This window comes from Ramlibacter sp. GCM10027632, assembly GCF_042675325.1.
GTDB lineage: Bacteria > Pseudomonadota > Gammaproteobacteria > Burkholderiales > Burkholderiaceae_C > Ramlibacter.
Genome location: NZ_JBHTGW010000006.1, coordinates 213,508 through 231,009, shown reverse-complemented (window position 1 = coordinate 231,009; position 17,502 = coordinate 213,508). Strand labels below are relative to the sequence as shown.

The following is a 17,502-nucleotide window of genomic DNA, read 5'->3' as shown; positions in this document are numbered from 1 at the left end:
GCTTCACGAAAGCGTTGCCATGAATGAAAAGAAGGTCCGCTGGGCCGTGGTCGGCAGCGGCGGCATCGGCCGCCGCACGGTGGGCGACCTGCGCCTTTGCAAGAACGCCGAGGTCGTCGCCATCTGCTCGCGCGCCCGCGCCACCGCCGACGCCTTCGCGCAGGCCCTGGACCTGCCGCTGGCGTTCGACGACTTCGGGCGGCTGTGCGCGTCGACCGAGGTCGATGCGGTCTACATCGGCACGCCGCACGCCACCCACTTCGCCCTGGCCCGCCAGGCGCTGGAGGCGGGCAAGCATGTGCTGTGCGAGAAGCCGCTGACGATGACGGCGGACGAGGCGCTCGAACTCGGGCGCATCGCCCGGGCGCGCGGCGTCTTCCTGATGGAAGCGATGTGGATGAAGTTCAGCCCCGCCATGCGCAAGGCGGTCGAGCTGGTGGAGGCCGACGTGATCGGCGAGCCCCGCTTCCTGCAGGCCGGCCTCGGCTACCCGGTGCCCAAGGACGGCCCGGCGCGCTTCTGGGACCCGGCCCTGGGCGGCGGCGCCCTCTACGACATGGGCGTCTACACGATCACCCTGGCCCAGATGTTCCTGGGCGAGCTGGCCGAGGTCTCCGCGACCGGTCACATGCGCCCGGACGGGGTCGACCTCGAGGAGGCGATCACCCTGCGCTACGCGAACGGCGCGATGGCGCAGCTGGCCACCTCGATCACCTTCCTGGTCCCGCCCCGGGGCTGGCTGGGCGGCCGCAAGGGCGCGATCGACTTCAACGAGCCCCTGTTCTCGCCGGGCGGCCTGCGCGTCACCACCGGCCAGCCGCCCAAGCCCCCCACCGTGCAGGACCTGACGTTCGAGCGCGAGGGCGCCGGCTATGTGCCGATGTTCCGCGCGGTGAACGAGGCCATCCTCGCCGGCGCGACCGAGCATCCGCTGCACACCGTGGCCAACACGGCCGAGGTGCTGCAGATCATGCAGCGCATCCAGGCCGAACTGGCCCGCGAGCGCGATGCCCGCGCCGCCGCATGAACGGCCGCTGCGTGAACGTCGAGGGAGCACCGCGATGAGCAACACCCATGTGCTGGGCCTGGACCTGGGCACCTCGGGCGTCAAGGCCGTGCTGCTGGACGAGGCCGGGCGCCTGCGCGCCGAGGCGACCGCGCCGCTGCAGGTGCAGCGGCCGCAGGCCGGCTGGAGCGAGCAGGACCCGTCTGCCTGGCTGGCCGCGGCCGACGACGCCGTGCGCCAGCTGATGCGGCGCGCCGACCCCGCCGACTGGCGCGCGGTGCAGGCCCTGGCGGTGGCCGGGCAGATGCATGGCGCGGTGCTGCTCGACGCGGCCGGCGCCGTGCTGCGCCCCGCCATCCTCTGGAACGACGGCCGCAGCCAGGCGCAGTGCGAGGCGCTGGAGCGGCGCGTGCCCGAGGGCCGGCGCATCGCGGCCAACCGCGCCATGGCCGGCTTCACCGCGCCCAAGCTGCTGTGGGTGGCCGAGCACGAACCCGAACTGTTCGCCCGCGTGGCCAAGGTTCTGCTGCCCAAGGACTGGCTGGCCTGGCAACTCAGCGGCGAGATGGGCACCGACACCAGCGATGCCTCGGGCACCTGGTGGCTGGACGTGGCCGGTCGCCGCTGGAGCGAGACGCTGCTGGACGCCACCGGCCTGGGCACGGGCCACATGCCCGAGCTGCACGAGGGGCCCGACGCCATCGGCTGGCTGCGGGCCGACTGGTGCCAGGCCTGGGGCCTGCCGGCGCGCGTGCGGATCGCGGCCGGCGCCGGTGACAACGCGGCCGGCGCGCTGGGCGTGGGCGCGGTCCAGCCCGGCGATGGCTTCGTCTCGCTGGGCACCTCGGGCGTCCTGTTCGTCACCACCGACGGCCCGCGGCCCAACCCGGCGCGCGGCGTCCACAGCTTCTGCCACGCCCTGCCCGGCACCTGGCACCAGATGGCGGTGCTGCTGTCCGGCGCGGCCTCGCTGGCCTGGTTCGCAGCCCTCACCGGCGCCCGCGAGGCCGACCTGCTGGCCCCGCTCACCGGCGCGCCGCGCGCCGAGGCGCCGCTGTTCCTGCCCTACCTGAGCGGCGAGCGCACCCCGCACGCCGACCCCGGCGCGCGCGGAAGCTTCATCAACCTGCAGGCCGGCAGCACGCGCGACGACCTGGCCCATGCGGTGATCGAGGGCGTCGCCTTCGCCTTCGCCGACGGCCTCGACGCCCTGGCCGAGGCCGGCCCGGTGCCCTCGCAGCTGCTGGCCATCGGCGGCGGCGCGCGCAGCGACGCCTGGCTGCAGCTGCTGGCCGACGTGCTGCAGCGCCCGGTGCTGCGCGCCGCCGGCGCCGACGTGGGCCCGGCCCTGGGCGCCGCCCGCCTGGCCCAGCTGGCGCTGGGCATGGACCGCGCGCAGGTGCTGCGCGCCCCGCCCACCGACCGCGCCTTCCTTCCCGTGGCCGATCACCAGCCCGTGCTGGCCGAGCGGCTGGCCCGTTTCCGCCGTGCCTACGCGCCCCTGCGCGCGCTGGCCGGCCAACCCTGAACCACGCGCCCTCCCCGCGCGTCCCTCCGATGACCACCACCACCCACCGCCTCTACGCCGACCTGCCCGCCGTCCGCTACGAGGGCCCGCAAAGCACCAACCCGCTCGCCTTCAAGTGGTACGACCCCCAGCGCGTCGTGCTCGGCAAGACCCTGGCCGAGCACCTGCGCCCGGCCGTGTGCTACTGGCACACCTTCTGCTGGGCGGGCCAGGACGTCTTCGGCATGTCCCCGCACTTCGACCGCCCCTGGTTCCAGGGCGAGCCGATGGCCGCCGCGCGCGTGAAGCTGGACTGCGCCTTCGACTTCTTCACCAAGCTCGGCCTGCCCTACTGGTGCTTCCACGACCGCGACGTGGCGCCCGAGGGCGCGACCCTGCGCGAGTCCAACGCCCACCTGGACACCCTGCTCGAGGTGGCGGGCCGCAAGATGCAGGACACCGGCATCCAGCTGCTGTGGGGCACCGCCAACCTGTTCTCCCACCCGCGCTTCATGGCCGGCGCCGCGACCAACCCGAACCCGGAGGTCTATGCCTATGCCGCCGCGCAGGTGAAGCATGCGCTGGAGTGGACCCACCGCCTGAAGGGCGAGAACTACGTGCTCTGGGGCGGCCGCGAGGGCTACGAGACCTTGCTCAACACCGACATGAAGCGCGAGCTGCAGCAGTACGGCCGCTTCCTGTCGGCCGTGGTGGAGCACAAGCACAAGATCGGCTTCAAGGGCACGATCCTGATCGAGCCCAAGCCGCAGGAGCCCACCAAGCACCAGTACGACTACGACACCGCCACGGTGTACGGCTTCCTCAAGACCTTCGGTCTCGAGAACGAGGTCAAGGTCAACATCGAAGTCAACCACGCCACGCTGGCCGGCCACAGCTTCGAGCACGAGATCGCCACCGCCTGCGCGCTGGGCCTGTTCGGCTCCATCGACGCCAACCGGGGCGACGAGCAGCTCGGCTGGGACACCGACCAGTTCCCCAACAACCATGTGCAGCTGGTGCCGGCGATGCTGGAGTTCATCCGCCACGGCGGCTTCACCACCGGCGGCATGAACTTCGACGCCAAGGTCCGCCGCATGAGCATCGACCCGCAGGACCAGCTCGAGGGCCATGTGGGCGGCATGGACACGCTGGCGCGCGCCTTCCTGTGCGCCGCCGCGCTGTACGAGTCGGGCGAACTCGAGCGCCCGCTGGCCGAGCGCTATGCCGGCTGGGACGGCGCCCTCGGCCAGCAGATCCTCGCCGGAGCCGGCCTCGACGCCCTGGCCACCACGGTGCACGAGCTCAGGCTCGATCCCCAGCAGCGTTCGGGCCGCCAGGAGCGGCTCGAGAACATCGTCAACCGCTTCGCATGACGCCTTCCTCCCCGCAAGACGCGCCCCGCCCGCCGCTCACCGGGCGGCGGCGCACCTGGGCCTTCACGGTGGTGGCCATGGCCTTCGTGATGGACCTGCTGGACGTCACCATCGTGAACGTGGCCCTGCCCTCGATCGGCCAGTCCCTGCAGGCCGGCGCGGCGCATGCCGCCTGGATCGTGGCCGGCTATGCCCTGTCGTTCGCCGTGCTGCTGGTGGTCGGCGGGCGGCTGGGCGACCTCTACGGCCATCGCACCATGTTCATGGCGGGCGTGGTCAGCTTCACGCTGGCCTCGCTGGCCTGCGGGCTGGCGGTCACGCCCGACGCCCTGGTCGGCTTCCGCATCGTGCAGGGCGCCTGCGCGGCGATCATGGTGCCGCAGGTGCTGACGCTGATGCAGGCCCTCTACGCGCCGCACGAGCGCATGCGCGCCTTCACCATCTTCGGCCTGCTCGGCGGCGTGTCCTCGGCGCTGGGGCCGGTGATCGGCGGGCTGATGGTCGACGCCGACCTGGCGGGCCTGGGCTGGCGCTCGGTGTTCCTGATCAACCTCCCGGTCGGCCTGCTGGCGATTGCCGGCGCGCTGCGCCTGCTGCCCAAGGATCCCCCGCATCCGGGCACGGCCCTGGACCTGGGCGGCACGGCCTGGTGCCTGGTGGCCGCGCTCGCCTGGGTGGTGCCGCTGCTCGAGGGCCCGGAACGCGGCTGGACGCCGGCGCTCTTCGCGCTGCTCGCCAGCGCCCCGCTCTGGACCTGGGGGCTGTGGCGCCATTGCCAGAAGATGGAGGCCCGGGGGGGCCAGCCCATCCTGCTGCCATCGCTGATGAAGGAGACGGGGTACCGCCGCGGGCTGGTGGTGTCGCTGCTGGCGACCGGCCTCACGCCGGCCTATGTGTTCGTGCTCACCTTTGCCTGGCAGATGGGCGGCGGGCTCAGCGCGACCCAAATGTCGCTGCTGTGCATGCCCATCGCCGGGGGCGTGATGCTCAGCGTGAGCCACCTCGGCAAGCGCGCCTTCGCCCGCTGGGGCGGGCGCTGCATCGTGCTGGGGCTGGGGATCCAGATGACCGGGGTGGCCCTGATGGCCGCCGTGAGCGCCGGGCTGCTCGGCGACCCGGTCCGCTGGGTGCTGCATTGGCCGGGCCTGCTGGCCCAGGGCCTGCTGGGCCTGGGCGTCGGCTTCATCGGCCCGCCGCTGACCGCGGTGACCCTGCAGGGCGTGCCGCGCAGCCAGGCCGGCGGCGCCTCGGGGGTGGTCACGGCGGCGCGGCAGTTCTGCGGCGTCGCGGCCATCGCGCTGGTGGCCGCCCTGGTGCAGGGGGGGAGCGGGGGCTACACGCCCGCCACGCTGCTGCGCGCCCTGCCAGGCCTGCTGGCGATGGTACTGGCGGGCGGCTGGGTGGCCTGGCGCCTGCCGCCGGTGGCCACGGCCAGCCCGGCGCAGGCCGCGCATTGAGGGCGGGGGGCGGCGCGCGGGGCGCCGTCGCTGAAAACCCACGCGGATCCCCCGGGGGTACCTCCCGGATTGGCCGGCCAGCGCGGCCGGGGGAGAATGCTGAGCAGAAAGACCAGGTCCTCCCCGGATGCCCCCACCCGCCGCCTTCGCCCGACTTATCGCCCAGCGGATCCGCCACAGCACGCTGAAGGCGCGCCTGACGCTGTTCAGCCTGGTCATGTGCCTGGCCGCCACCCTGACCCTGGGGGTGTGGGGCAGCGAAAGGCTGCACCGCGACCTGGAGCACGTGCTCTCGCAGCAGCAGTTCAGCGTGGCCCAGATCACGGCCGACACCCTGGACCGGCAGCTGTCGGAGCGCTTCAACGCCCTGCGCGCCGTGGCCGAACTCGATGCGCCCTACGCCATGGGCAGCGATGTCGCCGCCCAGCGCCTGCTGCAGGAGCGCCCCGTGCTCCAGGGCATGTTCAACGGCGGCACCTTCATCACCGACGCCCAGGGCATCGCCATCGCCTCGATGCCCTTGTCGTCGGACCGGCAAGGCGTCAACTACGGCGACCGCGACTACATCCAGAAGGCGCTCAAGGAAGGCAAGGCCTCCATCAGCCAGCCCGTGATCGGCCGGGCCCTGTCCGTTCCGATCATCGCGATGGCGGTACCGATCTACAACCACCAGGGCACCGTGGCCGGCGCCCTGGTCGGGGTGATCAACCTGGTGGTCCCCAGCTTCCTGGACAACATCCAGCGCAGCGCCTTCGGCAAGACCGGCGGCTTCCTGCTCGTGTGCCCCGAGCACCGCGTCATCGTCACCTCGTCGGACCACAGCCGGGTGATGGAGAAGCTCCCCCCGCCGGGCGTGAACCGCGAGATCGACCGCTTCATCGCCGGCTTCGAGGGCACCGCCGTCCTGACCAGCCCGCAGGGGATCGAGGTGCTGGCCTCGGTCAAGCGCATTCCCTCGGCCAACTGGTATGTGGCCGTCACGCTGCCGACCGACGAACTCTTCGAGCCGGCGCACGCCCTGCAGCGTCACCTGATCTGGGCCTCCCTGGTGCTGGCGGCCGTCACCGGCTTCGTCAGCTGGCGGGTGGTGCGCGGGCAGCTCACGCCGCTGCAGCAGGCGGCCGACACCCTGGGCGCGATCACCCCGCAGCAGCTGCAGGACGGCCCGCTGCAGCCGCTGGCCGTGAAGCGGCCCGACGAGATCGGCAAGCTGATCGAGGCCTTCAACCAGCTCATGGGCGAGCTGGGTCGGCAGCGCGAGGCGGTGGGCAAGAGCGAGCAGATGTTCCGCACCGCCTTCCGCACCACGCCGGACCCGATCGGCATCAATCGCATGTCGGACGGGTGCTTCCTGCAGGTCAACGAGAGCTTCACCCGCGTCTTCGGCTGGACGCCCGAGGAGATGGTGGGCCGCACCTCCAACGACATGCGCCTGTGGCGACACCCGCACGAGCGCGACCTGATGGTGCAGGCGCTGGAGAAGACCGGCCGCTGCAGCCAGTTCGAGGCCGAACTGCGCGCGCGCGATGGCCGCGCCGTGACGGTGCGCATCGCCGCCAGCCTGATGGAGGTGGACGGCGAGCCCTGCATGCTCGTCATCCTCCAGGACATCACCGCGGCCAAGACCGCGCAGGCCCAGATCGACCGCCTCGCCTTCTCCGACCTGATCACCGGCCTGCCCAATCGCCGCCTGCTGATGGATCGCCTGGCGCAGGCCCTGCCGGAGTGCCTGCGCCATGGCCAGCGCGGGGCGCTGCTGTTCGTGGACCTGAACGACTTCCAGGGCTTCAATGACCTGCATGGCCATGCCGAGGGCGACCGGCTGCTGCGCGAAGTGGCCCAGGGCCTGCGCGAGGTGCTGGCGCCGGGCGACACGCTGGCGCACCTGGGCGGCGACGACTTCGTGGCCATGCTGCGGGAGCTGGCCCCGGACCGGGAGCAGGCGCTGGCCCAGGCCCGCGCCACGGCGCTGCGGGTGCTGGGCCGGGTGACGCGCCCGGTCCGCGTGGGCGAGGCCGAGCACACCTGCGGCGCCAGCGTCGGCCTGACCGTGTTCGGCGATCCCGGAGACAGCCCCGAGGACCTGTTCAAGCAGGCCGACCTCGCCATGTACGAGGCCAAGGCGGCGGGCCGCAACCAGGTGCGGGTGTTCGAGCCGGGCATGCACGAGAGCCTGCGCTCGCGCGCGGCGATCGAGGCCGGCCTGCGGGGCGCGCTGACCACCGGGGGGCTGCGCCTGCACTACCAGCCGCAGGTGGACCGCAGCGGGCACGTGGTGGGCGTGGAGGCCCTCCTGCGCTGGCAGGACGGCGAGCGCGGGCTGGTGTCGCCGGGCGAGTTCATCCCCGTGGCCGAGGAGACCGGGCTGATCGTGCCCATGGGCGCCTGGGCCCTGGACGAGGCCTGCCGACAGATCGCGCAGTGGGGCGACGACCCGCGCCTGGCGCACCTGGTGGTCGGCGTGAACGTGAGCTCGCACCAGGTGATGGACGACGCCTTCGTGGGCCAGGTGCTGGAGATCGTCGGCCGCCACGGCATCGCGCCCGAGCGCCTGAAGCTGGAGCTGACCGAGAGCGTGCTGGTCAACGACATCGAGTCGGTGGTGACCAAGATGCGGCAACTCAAGGACCGCGGCCTGCACTTCTCGCTGGACGACTTCGGCACCGGGTTCTCCTCGCTCGCCTACCTGAAGCGGATGCCGCTGGACGAACTCAAGATCGACCAGTCCTTCGTGCGCGACCTGGTGCAGGACGGCCAGGACATGGCCATCGCCCGCACCATCCTCGCCCTGGGCCAGACGCTGGGCCTGGAGGTGGTGGCCGAGGGCGTGGAGACCGAGGCGCAGCAGGAGCTGCTGGCCGGCATGGGCTGCCGGCGCTTCCAGGGCTACCTGTACTCGGCGCCCGCGCCGGCCGCCGTCGTCGAGGGCCTGGTGCGCCAGCGCGCCGCGGAGATCGCCGCGGCCGCCGATGCCGTCGACGCCGCCGACGACTGGATCACACCGGCCGAGTCCCCTCCAGCGTGATGCGCTGGAGGACCCGGCGGTGGCCGTGGTAGTCGTTGACCGGGTTGTGCATCACGGCGCGGTTGTCCCAGAAGGCGATGCAATCGAGCGGCCAGGACCAGCGGCAGGTGAATTCCGGCTTGACCTGGTGCTCGAACAGGAACTTCAGCAGCGGCTCGCTCTCGGCCTGCGTGAGACCCTCGATGCCCACGGTGTGGGCCGTGTTCACGAACAGCGCCTTCTCGCCGGTCTCCGGGTGGGTGCGCACCACCGGGTGGCGGGCCACGTAGTCCTTGGGCGGCGCGCCGGTGCCGTCGGTGCGCAGGCGGTCCTCGCGGGTCTTGGAGACATCGGCCTTGGCGGAACTGGAGATGCCCTGCAGGCCCTCGAGCAGGCGCTTCATGGTGTCCGACAGCGCCTCGTAGGCCGCGACCTGGCTGGCGAACATCGTGTCGCCGCCAAAAGGCGGCAGCTCCTTGGACAGCAGCAGCGTGCCCATGGGCGGCACCTCGAGGTAGGTGGTGTCGGAGTGCCAGACGCCGCCGAAGTTGACGCGCTCGTTCTCCAGCTTCTTGACCTCGATGATCTCGGGGAAGCCCTCGATGCCCTTCACGAAGGGGTACTCGATCGGCGTGCCGAAGGCACGGGCCACCTCCATGAACTGGGCCGGCTGCAGGGGCTGGCCGGTCATGAAGATGACCTTGTGCGCGAGGAAGGCGGCGCGCAGTTCGGCGGCCAGGTCGGCGGAGGGCTTCTGGCGCAGGTCGAAGCCGGTGACTTCGGCGCCCAGGGCGCCGGCGATGCGTCGGATTTTCACGGTCATGGGGTTTCCTTGTTGGTTCGATTGTCGGGCCAGCCCGCCTGGGTCTGGGCCTGGGCCGTGTGTTCGCCCAGGCGGGGCGGCAGGCGGCCATCGAGCACGGGCGAGCGCGAGAGGCGGATCGGGTTGGCGAGCACGCGGGCGAGGGTGCCGTCGGCGCGGGGCACCTCGCGCACCAGGCCACGGGCCTGCACGTGGGGGTCGGCAAAGACCTGGTCGATGCTGTTGATCGGCGCGGCGGGCACGCCGGCGCGATCGAGCAGCGCCTGGCACTCGGCCACGCTGCGGCGGGCGAAGGCCGCGCGCAGCAGCGGGTCCAGCGCCTCCTGGTGCGCAAGCCGGTCGCCGTTGCGGGCGAAGCGCGGGTCGACGGGCAGCGCAGCGAGGTCCATCGCCTCGCAGAAGCGGCGGAACTGCTCGTCGTTGCCCACGATCAGCATCACCTCGCCATCGCGGCAGCGGTAGCTGTCGCTGGGGAAGACGGTGGCCAGGCGGTTGCCCAGGCGGCGCGGCACCTTGCCGGTGGCCAGGTAGTTGGTGGCGATGTTGCTCAGGGTGGCGACCTGCACGTCCAGCAGCGACATGTCCAGGTGCTGGCCCTGGCCCGAGGCGTCGCGTTCGCGCAGCGCCGCGAGGATGCCGATCACCGAGTACAGCGCCGTCATCTGGTCCACCACCGACACGCCCACCTTGCGCGGGCCACCGCCGGCCTCGCCGTCGGCATTGCCGGTGATGCTCATGAGGCCGCCCAGGGCCTGGGCGATGGTGTCGTAGCCGGGGCGCTCGCGGTAGGGGCCGGTCTGGCCGAAGCCGGTGATGGAGCAGTACACCAGGCGCGGGTTGATCGCGCGCAGGCCCTCGTAGTCCAGGCCGTAGCGGGCCAGGGCATCGACCTTGTAGTTCTCCACCAGCACATCGGCCTGCGCGGCGAGGCGGCGCACCAGGGCCTGGCCCTGCGGGTCGGCCAGGTCGGCCACCACCGAGCGCTTGCCGCGGTTGCAGGTCCAGAAGTAGGCCGACTCCTCGGCCGGCTCGGCCGGCGCGGGCACCATGGTGGGCGGGGCCCACTGGCGGGTGTCGTCGCCCGTGACGGGGCGCTCCACCTTGATCACGTCGGCGCCGAGGTCGGACAGGATCTGCGCGGCGAACGGGCCCGCCATCACGCGCGAGAGGTCCAGCACGCGCAGGCCGTCGAGGGCGGGCAGGCCGGGCGCGGCGCTCACGGCTGCTCCCACTGCGGCGCGCGCTTCTCGGCGAAGGCCGCCAGGCCCTCGGCGCAATCGGGCATGCCGAAGACGGTGCACACCAGGTCCACCGCGCTGGCGGCGCCCTGGCGGTAGCCGTTGTCGGTGGCGCGCACGAAGGCGGCCTTGCCCAGGCGCATCAGCGTGGGGGACTTGCGGGCGAAGACCGCGGCCAGCTTGCGCGCCTCGGCCAGCACCTCGGCGGCGGGCGCGGTGCGGCCCACGAGGCCGAGGTCGGCCGCCTCCTGCGCGCCGAACACGCGGCCCGTGAACAGCAGGTCGAAGGCGCGGTTGCGGCCGACGATGCGGGGCAGGTGGTTGAAATGGATCGCGGGCAGCAGGCCCACCTCCAGCTCGGGGTAGCCGAAGGTGGCGTCATCGGCCGCGACGATCATGTCGCAGGTGATGGCGATGGACATGCCGCCGCCGCGCACCGAGCCGGTGATGGCCGCGATCACCGGCTTGGGCAGGCTGGCCTGCAGCTCGAACAGCTGGAAGTACAGCTTGTTCACGATGGCATGCGTATCGGCCGGCGTGCCGGCGGCGAAGCGGGGCAGGTCCAGCCCGCCGCAGAAGCGCCCGGGCAGCGCGCTGCCGATCACGATGGCCCGCACCTGCGGGTCGGCGCCGGCCTCGCGCAGGCGGGCCATGAGGGTGTCCAGCATCTCGTGGGTGATGCCGTTGACCGGGGGGCTGTCCATCAGGAGCTGGGCGATGCCGTCCTGCACGTCGTACTGGATCATTCGGGGGTGTCCTCGGAAGGTTCGGGGGCCGGGCGCACGCGGGCGCTGCCGGCGGAGAAGGCGACGGCCTCGCGCCCGGCGACGACGCAGCGCAGGCGCAGCGAAGCCGGGTCCCCGGCATCGCGCCAGATCTCGGTGCGCAGGGTCTCGCCGGGGAACACCGGCGCGGTGAAGCGTCCGCCCAGCGAGGCCAGGCGGGTCGGGTCGTCGCCGGCGCAGGCCTGCAGCACGGCGCGGCACACCACACCGAACGTGGCCAGGCCATGCAGGATCGGGCGCTCGAAGCCGGCGGCGCGCGCGGCGTGGGGGTCGGCATGCAGCGGGTTCGGGTCGGCGCTGAGGCGGTAGACCAGGGCGGCCTGGGGCAGCGTGGGGATCTCGACGATGTGGTCGGGCGCGCGCTCGGGCATCGTGACCGCGGGGCGGACCCCGGCGGGCGCCGCCGGCGCATCGCCCGCGAAGCCGCCGTCACCCCGGCACAGCGAGTGCTGCTCGATGGTGGCGACGAGCTCGCCGCTGGCCTCGTCGAACAGCTCGCGCACGAACACCAGCAGGGCGCCCTTGCCGGCGCCCTTGTCCACCAGGTCCACCACGCGGGTGCGCGAGCGCACCGCGCCCTTCGGCGGCAACGGGCGGTGGAACCGCACATGCTGCTCGCCGTGCACCACCTGGCGGGCGTCGATGCCGGTGCGCGGGTCGCTGACCCAGAAGCCGGGGTGGCACAGCACGTTGGCGAAGGTGGGCACGACCCGCAGGCCGCTCTCGTAGACGTAGCGCAACTGGCCCGCGTCGAGCGGGTCGCTGCCATAGCCCAGGGCCAGGGCGTAGAGGATCGCGTCCTTCTCGGTGTAGGCCTGGCGCAGCGGCGGGAACTCCCAGGCCCGGACGGCCTGCGCGTCGATCATGGTCAGACCGGGTCCCAGTCGAACACGTCCTGCGAGCGATCGAGCCTGTAGAACGAAGGCTGCATCGCCGGGATCACGCGCTCGGCCACCGTCTGCGGCGTCCAGCCCTCGGCGGTGTGCATCGCGCGCAGCGGGCGGCTCTGGCTCATGAGGAAGATCTCGTTGGCGCGCACCGCGAACACCTGGCCGCTCACCTGCGCCGCGGCGTCGCTCACCAGGCACACGGCCAGCGGGGCGATCTTGGCGGTCTCCATCTTCTTCAGGCGCTCCACGCGGGCCGCCTGCTCGGGCGTCTCGGTGGGCATGGAGCCGATCATGCGGCTGAAGGCGAAGGGCGAGATGCAGTTGGAGCGCACGTTGAACTTCGCCATGTCCATGGCGATGGACTTGGACAGCGCCACGATCCCCAGCTTCGCCGCCGAGTAGTTGGCCTGGCCGAAGTTGCCGATCAGCCCCGAGGTGGAGACCATGTGGATGTAGGCGCCCGACTGCTGCGACTTGAAGTGCGGCGCGGCGGCGCGCGAGACGTAGAAGGCGCCATTGAGGTGCACGTCGATGACGGCGCGCCACTCGTCCACGCTCATGTTGAAGAAGAAGCGGTCCCGCAGGATGCCGGCGTTGTTGATCACGGCGTCGATGCGGCCATAGCTCTCCACCGCCTGGGTGACCATGCGGTTCGCCGCGTCCCAGTCGGCGACGCTGTCGCCATTGGCCACGGCCTCGCCGCCGAAGGCGCGGATCTCGTCCACCACCGCCTGGGCGCGGGCCAGGTCGCAGCCCTCGCCGTTGACCGTGGCGCCCAGGTCGTTCACCACCACCTTGGCCCCCTCGCGGGCCAGGGCCAGCGCGAAGTCGCGGCCGATGCCGCCGCCCGCGCCGGTGACCAGGACCACCTTGTCCTTGACGAAGGTTCCGCTCATTTCGATTCCTCCCCGGAAGCCGGTCGCATGTGCGCGGTGGCGATCTCGTCGATGTGGTGCCAGATCTCCTCGCCCATGGGCCGCCGCGACTCCTCGAGGATGTGGCCGACCAGGCCCACCGCACGGGCCATCACGCCCAGGCCGCGGCAGATCTTCCAGTCGAAGCCCATCGTGCAGCACAGCGCGCCGATGGCGCCGGTGGCGTTCATGGGAAGCACCTTGCCGGTGGCGCGCCCGGCCTCCTCGGCGATCGCCTCCATCAGGCGCATGTACGGGCCGTCGAAGCCGGTCTCGCGGGCGATCTCCTGCAGGCGCGGGGCGCGCGGGTCCACCGGCTTGTGCACCGGGTGGCCGATGCCGGGGATGATGCGCTTGCCCTCGTGGGCGGACTTGACGACCTGGCGCGCGATCGCGGCGAAGTCGGCCTGCGCGTCGGCCTGGGGCATCACCTCGTACAGCAGCTTGGCCACCGCCTCGATGCTGCCCACGAACACGGTACCCAGGCCATTGAGGCCGGCGGCCACCGCGGACTGCATGGCCTCGGGCGCGCCCAGGTAGGTCAGGCGGGCGACCAGGGCGCTGGGCGTGATGCCGTGCTCCACCAGCGTGACCACCATCGCGTTGAACATGCGGGACTCGTCGGGCGAAGGGAAGCGCCCGGTCAGTTCCAGGAAGCCCATGTCGCCCAGGTTCAGGTTCCCCAGGATGTCGCGGGTGAAGTCACGCCCGAAAAGCGTGATGCTGCTGGCATTGCTCCAGCCGATGTCGGTGCGTATTTCCTTCTTCCTGCGCGGCATGGTTCTTTCCTGGTCTCCGGGTTGGCGATGCTAGGATCGGCACCGCCCAGGCACAAGTCAAATAATCTGAGTGATTGTTCATATCGGAACAGGCATTCCCACGGAGACGGCATGAAGGTCAACTTCAAGGTGCTCTCGACCTTCCTCTCGGTCGCCGAGCACACCAGCTTTCGCAAGGCCGCCGAGCAGCTGCACCTGTCGCTGCCGGCGGTGAGCATGCAGGTCAAGCAGCTCGAGGAGCGCCTGGGCGTGGCGCTGTTCCAGCGCACCACGCGGCGGGTGGAGCTCACGCCCGAGGGCGAGCAGCTGATGATCAGCACCCGCAAGGCAATGGCCGAGATCGACGGCGCGCTGGCGCGCCTGCAGCAGGCGGCCGACGCGCAGCAGGGCCACCTTTCCTTCGCCTGCGTGCCCACCATCGCCAGCACCCGGCTGCCGGCCCTGCTGGTGGAGTTCTCGCGCCAGTACCCCGGCATCACCGTGCGGGTGTTCGAGCTCACGCAGCCCGAGCTGCTGGAGGCGGTGCGCCGGCGCGAGGTGGACTTCGGCATCGGCCCCGCGCCCGACCGGCCCGGCGAGCTGGAGGTGCAGGCGCTGTTCGACGACGACTACGTCGCGGTGCTGCCCGCCGGGCATCCCTCGGCGGGCAAGTCCGGCATCACGCTGCGCGAGCTGTCGAAGATGCGGATGCTGGCGCTGGGCACCTCGCAGTTCCGCAAGCACCTGCACGCCACGCTGGAGGCCGAGGGCCTGCAGCCCGACCTGGGCTACGAGTTCACCCACGTGAGCACCACGATCGCGATGATCGAGGCCGGCCTGGGCGTGGGCATCCTGCCCGGCGTGGCGGTGCCCCGGCGCACCTCGCTGGCGGTGGTGCGCATCGTGCGGCCGGTGATGACGCGCACGATCTCCGTCATGACCATCCGCGGCCACACGCTCTCGCCCGCGGCGGCGCGCTTCGTGGCGATGTGCGGGCTGCTGGCGCCGCCGCCCGCGCCCAAGGGGCGCCGGGGGGCCCAGGCCGCGGCCTGAGGCCGGCGGCGGCCCGGGCGGAGCGGCGTTACTGCGGCTCGATGCCGGCCTGCTTCATCAGCCGCTCCCAGCGCGGGTTGTCGGTGCGCAGGCGCGCGGCCAGGTCCTTGGAAGACAGCGGCAGCACCGAGGTATTGAGCACCTGGAATTGCGCCTTGACGGGCGTGGTCGCCAGCGCCTGGCCGAGGGCGGCTTCCAGCTTGGCCACCACCGGCGCGGGCGTGCCGGCCGGCGCCATGATCGCGATGATCGTCTCCAGCGAGCCGGCGGCGCGCGGAAAGGCCTCCTGCAGCGTGGGCACCTCGGGCGCGCCGGCATAGCGCTGGGCCGAGGAGATGGCCAGGGCGCGCGCGGTCTTGCCGTTGATCTGCGCCAGGGCGCTGCCGATGTCCACCGCCGCCACCTGCACCTGGCCGCCGATCAGGTCGGTGATGGCCTGGGGGATGCCGCGGTAGCTCACCGCGATCGGCTTGGAGTCGGTGACCGTGGAGAACAGCGACACCGCCACCTGCCCGCTGGGCGAGCCGTAGGCCATGCTCACCGGCGGCTGGGCCTGCTTCGAGGCCTTGGCCAGGTCGGCGATGCTGCGCAGGGGCGAGTTCGCGGCGACCAGGAACATCATGGCGGTGGAGCCCACGCCGGCCACCGGGGTGAAGCTCTCCATCGGGTCATAGGGCAGCGTCTTGTACAGGCTGCGGGCCACGAACATGCCCGAGGAGCCGACCAGCAGGGTGTAGCCGTCCGGCTTGGCATTGGCCACGTAGGCCGCGCCGATGGTTCCCTGGGCGCCGGCCTTGTTCTCCACGACCACCGGCTTGCCCAGCGAGGTGGACAGGGCGGTGGCGAGCACGCGGGTGACGGCGTCGGTCACCGAGCCGGCGGGGAAGGGGGCGACCAGGGTCACCGGGCGGGAGGGGAAGTCGTCGGCCTGGGCGTGTACGCCAGCGGCGGCCGCGGCCAGCAGCGGCGCGGCGACGCAGGCCAGCAGGCTCCTGCGAGGGAACATCGTGTCTCCTGGTTGGAATAGGTTTTGCCGCAAGCCTAGGGCTTCGCACACGGTCGGACAAATCAAAGAATCTGAACGATTGTTCAGGCGCGAGTTCAGCCGCCCTGAACTATCCTTCCAATCATCTGAGTTGTGACGGCGTCGGGCGCTGCCTAGCATCCCGCAACCAGACAGGAGACCCGCCGCCATGGAGACGCCCCGCCCCAACCGACGCACCGTGGCCGCCGGCCTCGCCGCTGCCCTCGCCACCCTGCCGGCCCTGGCGCCCCTGCCGGGCCTCGCGCAGGACTTCCCTTCGCGCCCGGTGACCATCGTCGTCCCCTATGGCCCCGGCAGCTACACCGACCTGGTGCTGCGCCCCTTCGCGCCGGTGCTGCAGAAGCTCCTCGGCCAGCCGGTGGTGATCGACAACAAGGCGGGCGGCAACGGCGTGATCGGCAGCCAGTTCGTGGCCCGCGCGCGGCCCGACGGCTACACCCTGCTGGCCGGCTCCTCGACCACCCTGGCGGCCAATGCCGGCCTGTTCAGGGCCCTGCCCTACGACCCGCTCAAGGACTTCCAGCCGGTGGCGGGCCTGGCCTCCACCTCGATGATGTTCCTGGTACGCGCGGACGCCCCGGCGCGGGACCTCAAGTCCTTCCTGGCCCATGCCGCGCGCCAGCCCCAGCCGCTAGCCGTGGGCTACGGCTCCTCGAGCGCCCAGGTGGCGCTGGCGCAGCTGGCCAAGGCCAGCGGCGTGCGCTTCACGCCGGTGCCGTACAAGGCCACGCCGCAGGCGATGACGGACCTGATCGGCGGGCAGGTGCCGGCGGCGATCTCGGATGTGAGCAACGGCGTGCCACACGTGCGCGCCGGCAAGCTGGCCGCCCTGGCGATCTCGGCGGGCAAGCGCAGCCTGGCCGCGCCCGAGGTGCCCACGCTCGACGAGGCCTTCCCCGGCACGCAGCTGGTCACCTGGATCGGACTGGTCGCGCCGGCAGGCACGCCGCCCGCGGTGGTGGAGCGCATCGGCCAGGCCGTCACCGCCGCCCTCGCCTCGCCGGAGTTGCGCCAGCAGATGGCGGCGCTGTCCACCGACCTCGAGCCCATGTCCGCAACCGAGATGGGCCGGCGCATGCAGCAGGACCACGCCCAGTGGCTGGACCTGATCAGGGCCGCCGGCATCCAGCCCGAGTGACCCGGGCCGCCCTCAGGCGGGGCGTTTGCGAATCAGGTATTTCTGCAGCCCCTCCATCACCAGTTCACCGCGCTGGTTGTGGACGGTCGATCGCAGCGTGAGCACGCCGGTCGTGCGATTGGGCTCCAGCCCCGTGACCTCGAGCGCGGGGTAGACCGTGTCGCCTACGAACACCATCCCGAGGAAGCGGCTGCTCTGCTCGATGAAGCCCTTGAGCGAGTCCTCCACGTAGTAGGCGAACAGGCCCGCGCCGCCGCAGGTCTGCGCCAGCACCTGGAATCCGTGGGCCAGCATGTGCGGCATGCCGCGGGCCCGGCAGTACTCCACGTCGTAGTGGACCGGATGGTTGTCGCCGCTGGCCATCTGGAAGGCGGCGAAGACGCCGTCGGTCATGGTGCGCGAGGGCAACACGAAACGGTCACCGAGCCTGAAGTCCTCGAACCAGCGGGTCTCGACCATCCGGTGCTGGCGCGGATCGAAAGGCGGCTGCGCAGCGCCGCCGGCCGAGGGG

General features: G+C 72.0%; 15 protein-coding genes. 7 read left to right on the top strand and 8 right to left on the bottom strand.

What is annotated here, in order from left to right; translation table 11 throughout:
- The first annotated feature begins 19 nt into the window (after positions 1–19).
- The 5 genes from ACFQZY_RS11490 (at position 20) to ACFQZY_RS11470 (ending at position 8,368) form a co-directional block, all read left to right on the top strand.
- Positions 20–1,027 carry a Gfo/Idh/MocA family protein gene (locus tag ACFQZY_RS11490; RefSeq protein ID WP_377415810.1) on the top strand — a complete coding sequence of 336 codons (1,008 nt, stop codon included), beginning with the start codon at positions 20–22 and terminating at the stop codon, positions 1,025–1,027.
- A 34-nt stretch (positions 1,028–1,061) separates the two neighbouring features.
- A complete protein-coding gene (xylB, locus tag ACFQZY_RS11485) occupies positions 1,062–2,534 on the top strand; it encodes a xylulokinase (RefSeq protein ID WP_377415809.1) in 1,473 nt (490 codons plus the stop codon).
- Positions 2,535–2,563: 29 nt separating this feature from the next.
- Complete coding sequence (gene xylA / locus ACFQZY_RS11480; protein WP_377415807.1) at positions 2,564–3,886, top strand: xylose isomerase; 1,323 nt, start codon at positions 2,564–2,566, stop codon at positions 3,884–3,886.
- Positions 3,883–5,343, top strand: coding sequence for an MFS transporter (locus ACFQZY_RS11475; RefSeq protein ID WP_377415806.1), 1,461 nt, complete (start codon positions 3,883–3,885; stop codon positions 5,341–5,343). The genes xylA and ACFQZY_RS11475 overlap by 4 nt, the downstream gene beginning before the upstream one ends.
- Positions 5,344–5,470: 127 nt before the next feature.
- On the top strand, positions 5,471–8,368 hold the full coding sequence (locus tag ACFQZY_RS11470; RefSeq protein ID WP_377415804.1) for an EAL domain-containing protein: 2,898 nt from the start codon (positions 5,471–5,473) through the stop codon (positions 8,366–8,368).
- Here ACFQZY_RS11470 and ACFQZY_RS11465 read toward each other — a convergent pair.
- From ACFQZY_RS11465 to ACFQZY_RS11440, 6 genes are read right to left on the bottom strand one after another with little or no spacing between them, the layout of a single operon-like run.
- Positions 8,340–9,170, bottom strand: a complete 831-nt coding sequence (locus ACFQZY_RS11465; RefSeq protein ID WP_377415803.1) for a TauD/TfdA dioxygenase family protein — start codon at positions 9,168–9,170, stop codon at positions 8,340–8,342. The genes ACFQZY_RS11470 and ACFQZY_RS11465 overlap by 29 nt on opposite strands.
- The gene (locus ACFQZY_RS11460) at positions 9,167–10,390 is read right to left on the bottom strand and encodes a CaiB/BaiF CoA transferase family protein (RefSeq protein WP_377415801.1); all 1,224 of its coding nucleotides are present in this window, start codon (positions 10,388–10,390) and stop codon (positions 9,167–9,169) included. The genes ACFQZY_RS11465 and ACFQZY_RS11460 overlap by 4 nt, the downstream gene beginning before the upstream one ends.
- On the bottom strand, positions 10,387–11,154 hold the full coding sequence (locus ACFQZY_RS11455) for an enoyl-CoA hydratase/isomerase family protein (RefSeq protein WP_377415800.1): 768 nt from the start codon (positions 11,152–11,154) through the stop codon (positions 10,387–10,389). Before ACFQZY_RS11455 ends, ACFQZY_RS11460 begins: the two co-directional genes overlap by 4 nt.
- Positions 11,151–12,059, bottom strand: a complete 909-nt coding sequence (locus ACFQZY_RS11450; protein ID WP_377415798.1) for a MaoC/PaaZ C-terminal domain-containing protein — start codon at positions 12,057–12,059, stop codon at positions 11,151–11,153. Before ACFQZY_RS11450 ends, ACFQZY_RS11455 begins: the two co-directional genes overlap by 4 nt.
- 2 nt (positions 12,060–12,061) lie before the next feature.
- Positions 12,062–12,979 carry an SDR family NAD(P)-dependent oxidoreductase gene (locus tag ACFQZY_RS11445; RefSeq protein ID WP_377415797.1) on the bottom strand — a complete coding sequence of 306 codons (918 nt, stop codon included), beginning with the start codon at positions 12,977–12,979 and terminating at the stop codon, positions 12,062–12,064.
- On the bottom strand, positions 12,976–13,776 hold the full coding sequence (locus ACFQZY_RS11440; protein ID WP_377415795.1) for a citryl-CoA lyase: 801 nt from the start codon (positions 13,774–13,776) through the stop codon (positions 12,976–12,978). The genes ACFQZY_RS11445 and ACFQZY_RS11440 overlap by 4 nt, the downstream gene beginning before the upstream one ends.
- 111 nt (positions 13,777–13,887) lie before the next feature.
- Here ACFQZY_RS11440 and ACFQZY_RS11435 point away from each other — a divergent pair, with 111 nt between their 5' ends.
- Positions 13,888–14,808 carry a LysR family transcriptional regulator gene (locus ACFQZY_RS11435; protein WP_377415793.1) on the top strand — a complete coding sequence of 307 codons (921 nt, stop codon included), beginning with the start codon at positions 13,888–13,890 and terminating at the stop codon, positions 14,806–14,808.
- Positions 14,809–14,836: 28 nt separating this feature from the next.
- On the opposite strand, the gene ACFQZY_RS11430 is transcribed toward ACFQZY_RS11435, so the two are convergent.
- Entirely contained in the window at positions 14,837–15,814 is a 978-nt protein-coding gene (locus ACFQZY_RS11430) for a Bug family tripartite tricarboxylate transporter substrate binding protein (RefSeq protein WP_377415792.1), read from the bottom strand.
- Between the two features lie 187 nt (positions 15,815–16,001).
- On the opposite strand from ACFQZY_RS11430, the gene ACFQZY_RS11425 reads away from it, so the two are divergent.
- The gene (locus tag ACFQZY_RS11425) at positions 16,002–16,991 is read left to right on the top strand and encodes a Bug family tripartite tricarboxylate transporter substrate binding protein (protein ID WP_377415790.1); all 990 of its coding nucleotides are present in this window, start codon (positions 16,002–16,004) and stop codon (positions 16,989–16,991) included.
- Between the two features lie 12 nt (positions 16,992–17,003).
- Here the strand turns inward: ACFQZY_RS11425 and ACFQZY_RS11420 are convergent, their stop codons facing one another.
- Positions 17,004–17,450 carry a MaoC family dehydratase gene (locus ACFQZY_RS11420; RefSeq protein ID WP_377415871.1) on the bottom strand — a complete coding sequence of 149 codons (447 nt, stop codon included), beginning with the start codon at positions 17,448–17,450 and terminating at the stop codon, positions 17,004–17,006.
- Positions 17,451–17,502 lie beyond the last annotated feature (52 nt).

Coding starts and splice junctions, on each gene's coding strand:
- ACFQZY_RS11440 (WP_377415795.1), bottom strand. CDS start 13,776: ATGCCGCGCAGGAAGAAGGAAATACGCACCGACATCGGCTGGAGCAAT.
- ACFQZY_RS11475 (WP_377415806.1), top strand. CDS start 3,883: ATGACGCCTTCCTCCCCGCAAGACGCGCCCCGCCCGCCGCTCACCGGG.
- ACFQZY_RS11430 (WP_377415792.1), bottom strand. CDS start 15,814: ATGTTCCCTCGCAGGAGCCTGCTGGCCTGCGTCGCCGCGCCGCTGCTG.
- ACFQZY_RS11425 (WP_377415790.1), top strand. CDS start 16,002: ATGGAGACGCCCCGCCCCAACCGACGCACCGTGGCCGCCGGCCTCGCC.
- xylA (WP_377415807.1), top strand. CDS start 2,564: ATGACCACCACCACCCACCGCCTCTACGCCGACCTGCCCGCCGTCCGC.
- ACFQZY_RS11490 (WP_377415810.1), top strand. CDS start 20: ATGAATGAAAAGAAGGTCCGCTGGGCCGTGGTCGGCAGCGGCGGCATC.
- ACFQZY_RS11435 (WP_377415793.1), top strand. CDS start 13,888: ATGAAGGTCAACTTCAAGGTGCTCTCGACCTTCCTCTCGGTCGCCGAG.
- ACFQZY_RS11450 (WP_377415798.1), bottom strand. CDS start 12,059: ATGATCGACGCGCAGGCCGTCCGGGCCTGGGAGTTCCCGCCGCTGCGC.
- ACFQZY_RS11420 (WP_377415871.1), bottom strand. CDS start 17,450: ATGGTCGAGACCCGCTGGTTCGAGGACTTCAGGCTCGGTGACCGTTTC.
- ACFQZY_RS11470 (WP_377415804.1), top strand. CDS start 5,471: ATGCCCCCACCCGCCGCCTTCGCCCGACTTATCGCCCAGCGGATCCGC.
- ACFQZY_RS11465 (WP_377415803.1), bottom strand. CDS start 9,170: ATGACCGTGAAAATCCGACGCATCGCCGGCGCCCTGGGCGCCGAAGTC.
- ACFQZY_RS11455 (WP_377415800.1), bottom strand. CDS start 11,154: ATGATCCAGTACGACGTGCAGGACGGCATCGCCCAGCTCCTGATGGAC.
- ACFQZY_RS11445 (WP_377415797.1), bottom strand. CDS start 12,979: ATGAGCGGAACCTTCGTCAAGGACAAGGTGGTCCTGGTCACCGGCGCG.
- xylB (WP_377415809.1), top strand. CDS start 1,062: ATGAGCAACACCCATGTGCTGGGCCTGGACCTGGGCACCTCGGGCGTC.